Annotated in this window: 13 protein-coding genes; 3 read left to right on the top strand and 10 right to left on the bottom strand. The window is 44.2% G+C overall.

Translation table 11 applies throughout. The features are described 5' to 3' along the window. Positions 1–65: 65 nt before the first annotated feature. The 9 genes from QUB70_RS16560 to QUB70_RS16520 all read right to left on the bottom strand — a co-directional run bounded on the left by QUB70_RS16560 (position 66) and on the right by QUB70_RS16520 (position 8359). Positions 66–776, bottom strand: a complete 711-nt coding sequence (locus tag QUB70_RS16560) for a hypothetical protein (RefSeq protein WP_332981971.1) — start codon at positions 774–776, stop codon at positions 66–68. Next, complete coding sequence (locus QUB70_RS16555) at positions 763–1095, bottom strand: hypothetical protein (protein ID WP_332981970.1); 333 nt, start codon at positions 1093–1095, stop codon at positions 763–765. The genes QUB70_RS16560 and QUB70_RS16555 overlap by 14 nt, the downstream gene beginning before the upstream one ends. A gap of 63 nt (positions 1096–1158) precedes the next feature. Further along, positions 1159–1383 carry a hypothetical protein gene (locus QUB70_RS16550; protein WP_332981969.1) on the bottom strand — a complete coding sequence of 75 codons (225 nt, stop codon included), beginning with the start codon at positions 1381–1383 and terminating at the stop codon, positions 1159–1161. Positions 1384–1520: 137 nt separating this feature from the next. Continuing rightward, entirely contained in the window at positions 1521–2369 is an 849-nt protein-coding gene (locus QUB70_RS16545) for an Rpn family recombination-promoting nuclease/putative transposase (protein ID WP_332981968.1), read from the bottom strand. A gap of 268 nt (positions 2370–2637) precedes the next feature. Beyond that, positions 2638–3621 (bottom strand): CHAT domain-containing protein, encoded by a 984-nt coding sequence (locus QUB70_RS16540; RefSeq protein ID WP_332981974.1) that lies wholly within the window; start codon positions 3619–3621, stop codon positions 2638–2640. An 18-nt stretch (positions 3622–3639) separates the two neighbouring features. Beyond that, positions 3640–5301 (bottom strand): tetratricopeptide repeat protein, encoded by a 1662-nt coding sequence (locus QUB70_RS16535; RefSeq protein ID WP_332981966.1) that lies wholly within the window; start codon positions 5299–5301, stop codon positions 3640–3642. Between the two features lie 149 nt (positions 5302–5450). After that, positions 5451–6467 carry a tetratricopeptide repeat protein gene (locus QUB70_RS16530; protein WP_332981964.1) on the bottom strand — a complete coding sequence of 339 codons (1017 nt, stop codon included), beginning with the start codon at positions 6465–6467 and terminating at the stop codon, positions 5451–5453. A 156-nt stretch (positions 6468–6623) separates the two neighbouring features. Continuing rightward, positions 6624–7814, bottom strand: coding sequence for a cysteine desulfurase family protein (locus QUB70_RS16525; protein WP_332981972.1), 1191 nt, complete (start codon positions 7812–7814; stop codon positions 6624–6626). A gap of 140 nt (positions 7815–7954) precedes the next feature. Further along, entirely contained in the window at positions 7955–8359 is a 405-nt protein-coding gene (locus tag QUB70_RS16520) for a DUF7682 family zinc-binding protein (RefSeq protein ID WP_332981961.1), read from the bottom strand. A gap of 190 nt (positions 8360–8549) precedes the next feature. On the opposite strand from QUB70_RS16520, the gene QUB70_RS16515 reads away from it, so the two are divergent. Both QUB70_RS16515 and QUB70_RS16510 read left to right on the top strand, forming a co-directional pair. Further along, positions 8550–10214, top strand: coding sequence for a DUF655 domain-containing protein (locus tag QUB70_RS16515; protein WP_332981958.1), 1665 nt, complete (start codon positions 8550–8552; stop codon positions 10212–10214). Positions 10215–10553: 339 nt separating this feature from the next. Beyond that, positions 10554–11270: a Uma2 family endonuclease gene (locus tag QUB70_RS16510; protein ID WP_332981955.1), complete on the top strand. Its 717-nt coding sequence runs from the start codon at positions 10554–10556 to the stop codon at positions 11268–11270. 130 nt (positions 11271–11400) lie between these two features. Here QUB70_RS16510 and cax read toward each other — a convergent pair whose 3' ends face one another. Further along, positions 11401–12498, bottom strand: coding sequence for a calcium/proton exchanger (gene cax, locus QUB70_RS16505; RefSeq protein WP_332981953.1), 1098 nt, complete (start codon positions 12496–12498; stop codon positions 11401–11403). A 323-nt stretch (positions 12499–12821) separates the two neighbouring features. On the opposite strand from cax, the gene QUB70_RS16500 reads away from it, so the two are divergent. Beyond that, on the top strand, positions 12822–13550 hold the full coding sequence (locus QUB70_RS16500) for a Uma2 family endonuclease (RefSeq protein ID WP_332981952.1): 729 nt from the start codon (positions 12822–12824) through the stop codon (positions 13548–13550). Positions 13551–13620: the final 70 nt, after the last annotated feature.

Raw genomic sequence — 13620 nt, 5'->3', positions numbered from 1 at the left:
ATATATAGTCCAAATAAAAGTCCATGACAGCAAATGTATTGTTTGTTACATTATACACCATAAAGTCAGGAGAGCCCATAGAGTTTCTTGAGTAAATCATAATTTTTGCGACTATCCAGAAAAGCTGTAGTGATTTTATGGCGGCAATAAAACAGTTCAAACAAAGGTAGAAGAATTTGCCCTAATTTTTCCTCAATCTCATCGTCAACCAGATAAACAAAGACTTGTAGTTGACTTTTGAGCGAACTGTACTCAAAAATTGGAGAACCCAGTAACTCAGTATCGCGGTAAAAAGGTAGACGCACAGATGCTTCGGGGAACAGATTCTTTAAACATTCATCCGCAACTTGGCGGAGGTATTTTTTAGTGGGAGGTTGATAGGTTTGTAATTTGTAGGTAATAAAAATAGTCTGTCCCAGCCAATCTTCATAACTATCAGCCAGCATGAGATTATTAACATTAAAATCTTTTAATGCTGCGATATTTATATCTTTATTTTCATCGGTTTCTGGGCTACCAATTCTTGCTAAAATTCCTTCACTATCATCCAGACGGCAAAACTTAAAGGAACCATCAATTTTATTTGAATGCGAGAATTTCTTGGCTCTCGTGAGGGGATAACCGAGGTTGGCTTGGGAAAAGATTAGCTCTTTTTCCGGGCTGAAATGTTGCCAGATACTATTAGCCCAAGTCCAGATAGAGTTGACTTCGGTTTGGCTTTTCTGGCTGAGTTGATAGCTGTAGATGTAGATTTGGGGATGGTCAATTTTTAGCATCGGCTTTGTCAATGCGTTTTTTCAAGCTTGCTTCTAGTTTTTTGATATCGGGATATGTATTGATGAGTGTTTCATAACCGGGTGTGATTTCTGCTTCGACATCATCGAGATTTTTTCTCACATTGCCAATCAAATCTCTCACCTCTGTAAAATTTCGATAGAGGTTGTTAATCGCTTGTTTAACGACTTTATCATCAGCATCAGACTCGGCTAAAGGTAAAACAGTCTTGAGCAATTCTTCAATAAATGGCGGAGTAAGAATCTGCGGGCTTGTGGTAATCGCATCATATATTTCCGAGAAAATCACGCTTTTCGTCATAAATTTTAATTCCAAATGAATGTTACTTGAATTTGAAACCGATTCAATCAAACCGTAGTTTGATTAATTTTGCTCACCTTGTTCAGCTTGTTCTTTTTGAGATTCGGCGATAGTCGCTGCTACTTCGTCTACAGGTAAGTCAAAGATTGTAGCAATATCTTCTGTAGATAATCCCAGACTAAACATTCTGAAAATAGCAGCTTTTTCTCGTTGTTTAGCTTCTGCTTTTCCTTCGGCAAAAACATCTTGATAAAATCTGGTGTGTTTTAAGTCACTTAGGCTAAACATGGCGGGCGACAATCTCCTCTCGGAATTTTTGCGGTAGCTTGTCAACAATTCACTTGTAAGGTGCGTCAGTCTTAGGTTGGCACGAAAAATCAGGGTTTTCGCAACTGACGCACCCTACTAATTTTAGTGTACGTTGATTAATTTTGCTCGGCTTGCTCAGCTTGTTCTTTTTGAGCTTCGGTGATAATCGCTGCGACTTCAGCTACAGGTAAGTCTAAGAATGTAGCAATATCTTCTATAGCTAATCCCCGACTAAAATTTCTGAGAATAGCAACTTTATTTCGCTGTTTAGCTTCTGCTTCTGCTTTGGCTTCTGCTTCAGCTTGTACCTCTTCAAAAATCTCTTGATAAAATCTGGTTTGCTTTAAGTCACTTAGTCTAAGCATGGCGGCAACTTCCTCTCTGGTTTTTTGGGGTAATTTGTAAACAATGATGGTTTCTAGTAAGTTGATGAAGTTCTCTCTGGCTGTGATATCCGATATTTCGATTTCGGCTTGTCTGGCTAAGTCTATGGCAAAATTTTCGGCGGTGTTGTCTGGTTCGATTACCAGTTTAATCAATTTTATCGGTAGAGATGCTGTTTCTGATGCACTTAGTTCATCGATGTAAATACGGGTGATTTTTGGGAGTGCGAGCATTTCCTGAAAATGGATGTTGCTTTCTCTTTCGGTTTGCCGATTTGGGTAGATGACTACCAATTGCCAAGGGTGCGGTGGTTGGTATTGCTTGAGATAGATGAATAGTTCGGCAAAGAGACGATAGTAGAGAGTTGGATCTGGTTGAAATTGGACTTCGACAACGTAGAATGGTAGTTGAGGATCGGGGATGATTGGTAGAAATAAACCGTCTAGGCGAAAGGCTAGTTGTTTGATTTCTTGGGATGTGAATTGGTATTGGTTGGCGCTATCGGCGGATATGCCGAGAAGGGCAAAGAACACAAAGGGGAATTCTTGGAAGATGTTGTAAAATATGCTATCGGTTTTCATGGATAGAATTAAATCTTTCCTTGAATTATACCCTGTTTATTCACGATCGTAGCATAATGCCAAGTGCTGTAGGGGCGGGTTCGCCGAAATATTTGACACCCACCGATGGATTGTAAAAACCCGCCCCCACCCCACCGAAAAATTTAGATCGCAATTCTATTGTACAGATAGATTATGCGTTATATCATAGGCCGGGGCGGGTTTATGAAATCTCTGGTTTTTATCAGAGATGGTTGGCGAACCCGCCCCTACAATATTTGTACATAGATTATAAGCCTATCGCACAAAACGCGGCCCAATGATAAACATCGCCGTAGGGTTTTTCATCCTCCTTGTAACGTCCTAGCAGTTCTTCAGTATATTCTTTCCGATCGCCATCGAAACTATCCGATTCCTGCACCCATGATAGCAAATCTGAAGTCGTGGCAGCCTTAAACCAGCGCTGGGTATCGTGGAGGGCTTTACCGATGCTAACTCCAGGTTTTAGCAATTCATAGAATTTTACCATCATCAAGGCAGTGGAGAGGTCGTTGACAGCCCAAAGACTCGCTAGGGTTCCCATTGCACCGGCGTGGATAAATCCTGTCGGTAATCCTATATAATCGGAGCGATTGTTGGTGTCAATTAGTGCGGTTTCGCAGGCGGAAAGCACGACTAGGCGGCAATGTTTGAATTGCAGTAGCAAGATGTCTGCTAATGTTAGGCATTTGTTAATGTCCGCTGTTTTGCCTTCGCGCCATTCCACGTAGCGCTCTGATTCATCTAAATCCGATCCCCCTAAATCCCCCTTAAAAAGGGGGACTTTGATAACTTCTTCTTCTTGCTCCCCCCTTAAGAAGGGGGGCTGGGGGGGATCTCCGGGGATGATGCCGCCTGACAAGATTAAAAACGATTTTAGCGGATCGTCGGGATTGAAGGAGCCGTGACAGGAAAAGTGCGCGCAGTGGGCGTTTTCTAACTGATCTAGATACTTTTCTAGGAGATTTATTTTACTCGCTTCATCGCCGGAGAGAATTTGACTAATCGCGAATTTGGGGGCGATGCTGGCGACTTCTAAATCGGTGTAGCGCAGATCGGAGGTGGGGTTTTGCAGGGCGAGGAGTTGGTCAAAATTTGGGTGGATGGTAATCTGTTGCAGGAGTTGGCAACTGGGGGCGTATTGAATGCCTTCGAGGTATTTATCTAATAAGAATTCGCCGTCAGTTATGGGTAGGGCGTGGAGGGGGAACAGGTGCAGCAACCAGTGGGGAATTAGGATTAAGCTGGTAGTTTATGGCGGCAGGATTGTGGTGATTTGGAGGATGTCGGCGAGGCGCTGGAGATAGGTAGCAAGTTGTTTTTGCCACTCGGTTTTGCTTGTTTTGTAGGAGGCTCGATATTCAGTAACTAAATAGATTAATTCATGCCATTGACGATGGCGATGCACTGTCAGCACGTCGGGGTAAGTGACGACAAAGGTGATGATTTCTTCGTCGGTGATGTACCATTCAATCAGGGCGGTGTTGGGGGTGAGGAGTTGGGTGATTTGGCTGAAGGTGATCGGTGTTAGGGTTTTGGGGATTTCCTGTTTTTGGGCGATTAGTTCTGCAAGGTTGCGGGCTTTGTTGGCTTCGGCATATTCTAGTGCTTCTTGGTTGCTGGCGCGATCGAGACATACTTGCACCATGCCTTTGTAGAGTCTATCCCACTGCAAGTCGTGTTTTTGCTTAACTTCATTTTGCGATTCTAACTTCCTCAGTTCTGTGGCTCCGGTTATGGCTTTTTTAAAGGTATCGCAGGCACTTTGGAGAGTTGCTGCTTTTTGGTTTTTGTCTTCTAGTTTTTCTTGGTTAATGTGGTCTAGTTTTGCCAGATAAGCCCAGCCCAGGTTGTTTAAAGTTTCTACGTTTTCTAACGGGAAGTGCTCGCGAGTGCTTATCTGTAAAACCAAATTGTACGCAGCGATCGCCTGTTCGATATTGTCTGCTTTTTTTTTCCTAATTCTTTGACAGTAGGCAATTGCCAGATTATTTTGTGTCGTTGCCCAATATTCGGGAAAAGCATCGCGGGTGAAGACTTCCAGTGCGGCATTGTAAAAAGTGATCGCCTGTTCGATATTGTCTGCTTTCTCTCCGCTGATTCTTTCGCGGTAAGCTTCTCCTAGATTATTTTGAGTCTCAGCCCATAGTTTGGGAAAGTCATCACTGGTGTAGACTTCCAGTGCGGCATTATAAAAAGTGATCGCCTGTTCGATATTGTCTGCTTTCTCTCCCCTGATTCTGTGACGGTAAGCTTCTCCTAGATTATTTTGGGTCTCAGCCCATAGTTTGGGAAAGTCATTGCGGGTGCGGATTGGCAGTGCGGCCTTGAAAAATGCGATCGCCCATTCGATATTCTCTGCTTTCTCTCCCGTGATCCTGGAATAGTAGGCAGCCGCCAGATTATGTTGTGTCGTTGCCCAATCTTGAGGAAAGGCATCGCGAGTACGAACTTTTAGTGCCTCTTGGTAATAAAAGATCGCCCGTTCCAGATTTTGGGCCCGCGAACCGTTTATCCTGAAATAGTAGGCATTAGCTAAGTTATTTTGAGTTTGAGCAAACTTTTCGCTTCCCGGTTGTCGATTGTTTAAAACTATTTGATAACCAGTAATGGCAATTTCAATATTATTCGCTCTACTGCCAAGGGGAAAATCACTAATATGAATACTCAAATTTTCAATTAGGGCGGCAATGAACTCAATTGCTTCTGGATTTTGGGACATTAACGTCTGGGCTACTTGCTGTAAAGTCTCGGCAAAACGGGCATTGAGGAGATGTTGCCGTTGTTTTAGTATCGGGTAAATTCCTTGAAGACCGCTATAGCTTTCTTCTACCTTCAATAATTCTCGGATAAAGTTTGCATATTCTTGGGAATATTCACCTTCTGATTGGAGTCGAGCGCGGTTTTCTTCCATTGTGGGAAACTCTGAATAACACCGGACTTTATTTTATCATACTTGGGGTTGGTTTAATGGGTGGCGAGAAACCGGGTTTTTGCGAAGATATTTAATCGGAGGCGAAGATATCGGAAAAAACCCGGTTTCTGAGATTGTGCGTGGTGGCCTCACTTTAGCTTCTTTTGAATCATTGCCCAATATTCAGGGAAATCCTCACGGGTATATACTGTTAATGCTGCTTCATAAAACGATCTCGCCTTTTCGAGATTTTCATCCCGCGAACCGTTGATTCTGTCATAATAGGCATTACCTAGGTTATATTGAATCATTGCCCAATCTTCAGGAAACTGTTCGCGGGTACGAACAGTTAAAGCAGCCTCAAAAAATGCGATCGCGCGATCGAGATTTTCCGCCCGCAAACCGTTGATTCTGTTTGCGTAAGCAGCAGCTAGGTTATTTTGAGCCATTGCCCAATCTTCCGGGAAAGCCTCAAGGGTGTAGACTGTTAAAGCAGCGCCATAAAGGGCGATCGCCATTTCCACATTTTCGGCCCGCGAACCCTTTATTCTGGTAATATAGGCAGCAGCTAAGTTGTTTTGAGTTTGAGCAAACTTTTCGCTTCCCGGTTGCCTATTATTTAAAACAAGTTGATAAGCGGCAATGGCAATTTCAATATTATTCGCTCTATTCCCACCGGGAAAATTACTAATATTAATGGTCAAGTCTTCAACGATACTGACTATTGAGTCAATAGTTTGTGCATTTTCGCCACCAATTAATCTCTGCATTACTTGCTCTAAAATGTCAGAAAAACGAGCATTTAGGAGATGTTTTCGTTCAGCTAGCATCTGGTAAATTACTGCTGTATTGCTATTGCTACCATCTTCTGCTTGCAATAATTCTAAAATGAAGTTTCCATACTCTTGGGGATTTTCACCTGCGGAGTTATCGCCATCATTGATATCGATTAATTGTGCTAGCTGGCCGATCAGATTCCGCAGGAAATTAGCGCCGTTTTGCCCTCCTTGCTGTGCCATTTTTTCGGCTACCAACTCGCAAGTTTCCAGAAATTCGACATCCAACAATTCTGAGTTATCTTGTAATATCTGGGGCTCTTCGCCGTTGGGGCAATTCAGCAGGGTGTGAATTAGTTCTAAGTAGGCTTGGGCGCGGTTTTCTTCCATTGTAGGGAGTTGTGAATAACACCGGAATTGATTTTATCATGATTGCGGGTGGGTTTTTGGGCTTGGTTCTGATTTTTTATGATTTTGACCGCAGATGTTGGCGGATGTACGCGGATGAACGCGGATAAATACCGTTATTTTGGTTGGCGGTTTATCTTAACGTCTGGATAATGCTACTTTGGGCATTAATCTATCCAAAATTTGCTCGATCGCAATTACCGTCCAATCAATATCAGCTTCTGTGGTTTCTCGTCCTAGAGTCAAGCGAATTCCACCAACTGCGCCGATTTCGTCATATCCCATTGCTAATAATATCGGACTGGGAGTTAGTTTGCCGCTGCTACAAGCGGCACCGGAACTAATGCCAATTCCGGCTAAATTTAGCTGCCGCACCAGAGTTTTGCCTGTGATTTGCTCTGTATCTCTGTTTTGGTAAGGGCGACAGGATGGGGAGAGTATGCAAAAACTGGTGTGGTGCGGCAGTCGGTAATATCGATCGCCAGTTGGTACTAAACAGGGTACATGAGCTAATAGGTCAAAAAGCCGATCGCGCAATTCAATTAATCTCGGCGTTTCCACATCTATTTCCTGCAAAGCCAATTCCGCCGCCACTCCAAAACCAACGATAGCGGGCAGCGCTTGCGTCCCTGAACGCAGTTTCAACTCTTGCCCGCCACCCCCGAACATTGGCACTAATTCTAGTCCTGGACGCACGTACAGCGCCCCTGCACCTTGCGGCCCGTAAAGTTTGTGACTGGAAAGCGAAAGCAAGTCTACGGGCAGTTTCTGCACGTCAATTGGCAGTTTGCCGGCAACTTGAACTGCATCGGTGTGGAACAGGATATTGCGATCGCGCGCAATTTGCGATAATGCTTCTATTGGTTGCAGCGTCCCAACTTCGCTTTGTCCGTAGATGATGGAAATTAACACTGTATGCGATCGCAGCGACTCTTGCAAATCCCAAGGGTGAATTCGCCCAAATTTATCCACCGGTAGGCGCGTCACTTCCCATCCCAAATGTTCGAGTTGTCGAGCTGGTTCTGCTACTGCGGAATGCTCTACACTGGAGATAATAATATGTTGTGGCTTTGTATAAAGACGGGCAACTCCCATTATTGCCAAATTGTCCGCTTCAGTGCCACCGCTGGTAAAAATCATCGATTCCGGTAGCGCGTTAATCAAGCTAGCAACCTGCATTCTCGCTAATTCTAAAGCTGTCGCCGCCCTTTGTCCCCACTCGTGCAAACTGGAAGGATTTCCCCACTGCTGAGTCAGGGCTTTTTGCATGGCTTCAATCGCTTCTGGGCGTGTGGGCGTGGTGGCGCTATAGTCGAGGTAAATTTGCATTGCTTTAATTAAATGACGAACTAATAATGAATGAATGACTACCAAATGAAATGAATAAAGCACGTATCCTAAAGGCATTAATGACCACTGCCAACTGCCAACTGCCAACTGCCAACTGCCAACTGCCAACTGCCAACTGACTAATGACTTCCTGGTTTGCAGACGTTGTAGTCTTCGTGCGACAAAACTTTTTGGGGAATTAAGAAAGTGCCGCAATCTTCACAAAGCATTCTGTAGTTGCGCCCTACAGGAATACTCACGATCAAACGGTTGTGACGCAGGCGTTTGCCGCCGAAATCTCTGTAATTCTTATTTTCGCCCAAAGCTGCTATAATTGCGCGGGCTTTAGTGACTACGTGGTCGGGCAGACCTCTGAGATCGATGATATCTCTAGCAAATGATGCTTCCCTCTCTTGTTTTTTGGTTTGTTTTTCTGCCAGCACTTCAACGTAATGCTGCTGCGCCACCAACTCTTGCGTGCAGCGATGGCACGCTTTACCATATCCTTTGTGACCGCACTGAAAAATTCTTTTTCTTTTAGCCATAAAGCAGCGGTATCGGGTTTGACCCACGCCCCTGAATGCTGCTACCCTACCAGTGATGCTTCCGGCATCGAGGCAGTCCTACAAGACGCAAAATCTATTCCCTTGCATAAATTTAATAGGTTCTAAGTTTACTTTATCGAATATATTTGAACTGTGGGTGAGCCAATAACCTCAATAATTTTAAATTTTTGTGACTGTATTTTATTATCATTTACTGGGTTTGTGTTGTGCTGGGCTGCTGGCGATCGATCTGGCGGGCTGCGGACAAACAAAGCAAGACGTGCAGAATTTACCTCCCAGTCCGGCTCCGCTGCCTCAAGACCCCTTGTTGCAAGTATACTTCAATCAGTCGATCGCTTCGAGTTATACAGAGCCTTACCGCCAGCAAACGAGACCTGGAGATGATTTAGAAAAGTTGGTCGCTTTTGCGGTAGCTAATGCTGGATCGACGGTAGATGTAGCGGTTCAGGAGTTTCGCTTGCCCGGTATTGCGCGAGTGATGGCCGATCGGCAGCGATCGGGAATTAAAGTTAGATTAATTGTCGAACATCTGTACAGTCGCCCCCCTGGCGATTTTACAGCCCAGGAGTTAGCGAAATTACCCGAAAGAGAGCGCGATCGTTACAGCGAATTTCTGCAACTTGCCGATATCAATAAAGACGGTAAATTGAGTACCGATGAAATCAAGCAAAACGATGCTTTGGTAATTGTCAAGGATGCCGGGATTCCTGTAATTGACGATACTGCTGACGGCAGTAAAGGCAGCGGTTTGATGCACCACAAATTTGTAGTAATTGACGGCAAAACAGTAATCGTAACTTCTGCTAATTTTACAACAAGCGATATACACGGCGATTTCAAAACAGCAGCAAGTCGCGGCAATGCCAACAATTTACTGAAGATAGAAAATGCTCAATTAGCGCAACTATTTACTCAAGAATTTAACATCATGTGGGGCGACGGGCCCGGAGGCAAACCGAACAGCAAATTTGGCATCAAAAAGCCGTTTCGTCAAGTACAAAAAGTGAGAGTAGGGAATGCGACTGTTGCGGTGCAATTTTCGCCGACTTCCAAGATTTTTCCGTGGGAAAAAAGCGTTAACAGTTTGATAAATCGAACTTTGGGCAGTGCGAAAAAGTCGGTTGATTTGGCACTGTTTGTATTTTCGGCTCAGCGGTTGTCAAATACTCTGGAAATTGAAGCTGGGCGGGGAGTTGCGGTGCGAGCTTTGATTGACTCTAATTTTATTTATCGCTCGTACAGTGAAGGTTTGGATATGATGGGTGCGACTTTCATGGAAGATTGCCGGTTAGAAGCTGACAATCGCCCTTGGAGAAAGCCGCTGACTGCGGTGGGAGTGCCGCTATTACCAATGGGCGATCGCCTGCACCACAAATTCGGCGTTGTGGATGGCAAAACGGTGCTTACAGGTTCTCACAACTGGACTGAGGCTGCAAATCACGGGAATGACGAGACGCTGCTGGCGATCGAGAGTCCCACAGTTGCGGCCCATTTTGAGCGGGAGTTCGATCGGCTTTACAAAGGTGCAATCTTGGGAATTCCCGCCCGAATCAAACAAAAAATTGACGCTAAGAAAAAAAAGTGCGACTCACTACAAGCAGCATCAAAATCTGCGGATGCTCAACCTCAAATTGCGGCGGGTAAAAAGTTAGTTAATTTGAATGCCGCGACTCAGGAAGAATTAGAAACTTTGCCAGGGGTTGGCCCGAAGTTAGCCGAGAGAATTATTGCAGCGCGGCAACAGCAACCTTTCACCTCTTTGGACGACGTGGCGCGGGTTCAGGGCATTGGCGACAAGATTTTAGAGAGATGGCGCGATCGGGTAACCTTTTAAGCTAAGTTCATAGTTATGACTTTAGTTTTTTCTTATCAAATTCTATCAGGACTTACGCACTCCGACAAAGAAACCGGGTTTTTTACCGAATCTGCGGGCTGCAACGAAATATTTTCGTAAAAAAACCCGGTTTCTGGGCCCCCATTCGTAAGTCCTATCTATAAGCTGTTACGCATTTAAAATAGTATTGTAGGGTGCGTCAGCCCTATCTTGTTTCCCTTGCTTAGTAAGTGTTCTAGCTGACGCACCCTACAGGCCTCGTTAGTGGTTTAAATGTCGAACAGCTTATTATAAAGTGTAAAATTAATTAAGAGAACTCAAACCGGAGCGCAGATAAATATGTCTCAGTCTGTTTTACCTGTTTCGGAAACCGATCGAGTTGATGCTTCGCCAACTTTAACTTTTGAAGAATATCTTGTCTATGAGGGAGAACCTGACGTTCTCTACGAACTTCACAGGGGAAAATTAATACCGATGGCAGCAGCAACGGCTTTACACGCAAGCATTTGCGAATTCTTAGTTTATAGATTGCAGCGTTACTTAGCTGAACACAATCTCGATTTAGTGGCAAAAACTAATGTGGGAGTGAGAACCGAAGAGAATTCCTCGCGCATTCCTGATGTGATTGTTTGCACTCAAAGTCTTTGGGAACAACTGCTTGCCAGACCTGGTGCTGGTGTTTTCGATTTGGATGAAACGCCAGTGTTAATTGTTGAAGTTGTCAGCCAAAACGAGCGTCAAGATTACGTGACAAAAAGAGCCGAATACGAAAATGCTGGAGTGCCGGAATATTGGATGGCAGACCCGAAACCTAACCGGATGAGGGTCAGAGTTGTAACTTTACCAGAAAATGAGACTGCTTACGAACAAACGAATTTTGTGCCAGGGCAAAACATCGTGTCTTTGCAGTTTCCCGATTTGGTTTTATCGGTGGATCAAATTCTATCTCCCCCACTTGTCGAAGATTTAATCAGACAAGAACAATCTCGATTGCAGCAAGCTGACAGACTGGCGGCGCGCTTGCGGGAGATGGGAATAGACCCGGATTCTATTTAGCAGTAAAGTGCGCTGCGCTTTCGGCGCAATGCACTTTACGGGTGTTACTCGTTACCAGACTCTTCTTGGGAACCAGTTAATAAAATTCAGTTTTTGTGGAACAGGCATCTTGCCTGTTCTGAAGAATGCTTCAAGTAATGGGATGAAAGTAAAATGCTGCTGCTAACACGATATATGTTGCTAAAAGCAGCACTCCTTCCAGCCAATTAGAGCGGCCGTCGAGACTGATTAGATTGGCAATTGTCACTGCGATGGCAACTGCAACTACTTCAAACGGATTAAAGTTTAAATCCATCGGCTGATGAATCACCAATCCGATAATCACCAACACCGGCGCTACCAGCAAAGCAACTAGCAAACTAGAACCCATCGCGACAGAAACTGACAAATCCATATTGTTTTTCATCGCAACTCCCACCGCAGTTACATATTCTGCCGCGCCGCCAACAATCGGCAACAGAATTACCCCTGTAAACAGCGGCGTCAATCCCAATCCTTTGGTAGTTTCTTCGACAACCCCGACGAAAATTTCTGATTCAAAAGCAACGGCAACAGTTGAGGCAACTAGCACTCCTATCCACAGCCACAAATTCGGTTTGTGGGCTGTAGATTCATCGGTGTTTTCAGGATTTTCTGACTCTAGTTCGAGTAAGCCGACTTCGTAAAGATAGCTGTGAGTTTTTAATGAAAATAGCAGAGTTAGAGCGTAAACTGCAATTAGGACGATCGCAGTTATTAAAGAAAGATTCTGAATGGCTGCGGGTTCGACGCCATTGGAGGTGTAAATTACCATTGTCGGCAGCAGAATTGCAATCACTGCTAGAGTCATTGTGGAACCGTTCACCCGCGCGATAATTGGTTTAAATTCTTGTTCTTTGTAGCGGATTCCTCCTAACAGCATGGAAAATCCCATGACTAAGAGCAAGTTGCTGATAATTGTGCCGGTTATGCTGGCTTTCACAATGTCAATTAAACCGGCTTTCAGGGCAACTATGGCAATAATTAATTCTGTAGCATTGCCGAAGACTGCATTTAATAAGCCGCCTATGGAGGGGCCTGTGACGATCGCCACTTCTTCTGTTGCTGTGCTCAACCAAATCGCCAGAGGTATAATGCCTAAAGCGGATGTGATGAAAACTGCGAGGGAACCCCAGTGCAAATACTCAGCGGCGATGGAAATGGGGATGAAAATTAACAGCGCAATGGAAAGAATTTTTTTGATTGACATAGAAACTCGGATGGTGTAATGAAGGGTGAGGTCTAGTTGTCAGGGCGATCGCAATGTTAATTTTACAATATTTCACTATAGTTTGGACTTTTAGTCGCAGATGCACGCATATTGAGGCAGATTGAATATAATACAATACAATACGCTTGGGTTAAAACTATTTATTCCTCGGATATCCCCCTAAATCCCCCTGATTGTTGGGGGACTTTGAGTAAGTTCTTGTCCCACCCCCTACTCCCCTTTTTAAGGGGGGCTAGGGGGGATCGAGCTTAACCCAAGCGTATTGGAATATAATAGAATTATATCGACATCGGTGAAAAGATATGTCTCAATCTGTACTGCCAGTGGTTGAAGAGAAGCAAGTTGATAATTCACCCACATTAACTTTTGAAGAATACCGATTTTATCAAACTGATTCCGATTTACAATATGAACTGTACAAAGGCAAATTAATTCCGATACCAACAGCAACAGTTTTACACATCAAAATTTGCGAATATTTAGTTTATAAGTTGCAGCGTTATCTAGCTGAACACAATCTTGAATTAGTAGCAAAAACCAGTTTGGGAGTGAGGACAGAAGAAGATAAATCCCGCATTCCTGATGTAGTTGTTTGCACTCAAAGTCTTTTGGAACAAGCGGCAGCTAGACCAGGTTCTGGTATCCTCGATTTTGAGGAAAAGCCCCTGTTAGTCATAGAGGTAGTGAGTCAAAATCGGCGCGCCGATTATGTGATTAAACGAGCTGAGTACGAACTAGCTAACGTACCTGAATATGTAATTGTTGACCCTACACCTAACAAGGAATTGGTGCGAATTTTAGCCTTTCCTGAAGGTGAAGACATCTATACCCAGACTGATTTTAGGGCGGGGCAAGAAATGGTATCTGTAGTATTTCCCAATCTCACATTATCAGTCAATGAAATACTGTGTCCGCCATTAGTTGAAGGGTTGATTAAAGAAGAAAAAGCTCAGTTGCAGGAACTTGAACAACGGGCTGAAAGATTGGCGGCGAAGTTGCGAGAGTTAGGAGTCGATCCTGATAATATTTAGGATCGACGCTTCTCTGTGAGATCCCCGACTTCTTAAATAAGTCGGGGAGGTGGGTATTCTGTTTGTTTAG

The organism is Microcoleus sp. A003_D6, from assembly GCF_036702825.1.
Lineage (GTDB): Bacteria > Cyanobacteriota > Cyanobacteriia > Cyanobacteriales > Microcoleaceae > Microcoleus.
The sequence above is the reverse complement of the archived record's forward strand: the minus strand, read 5'-3'. Positions and strand labels throughout refer to the sequence as shown.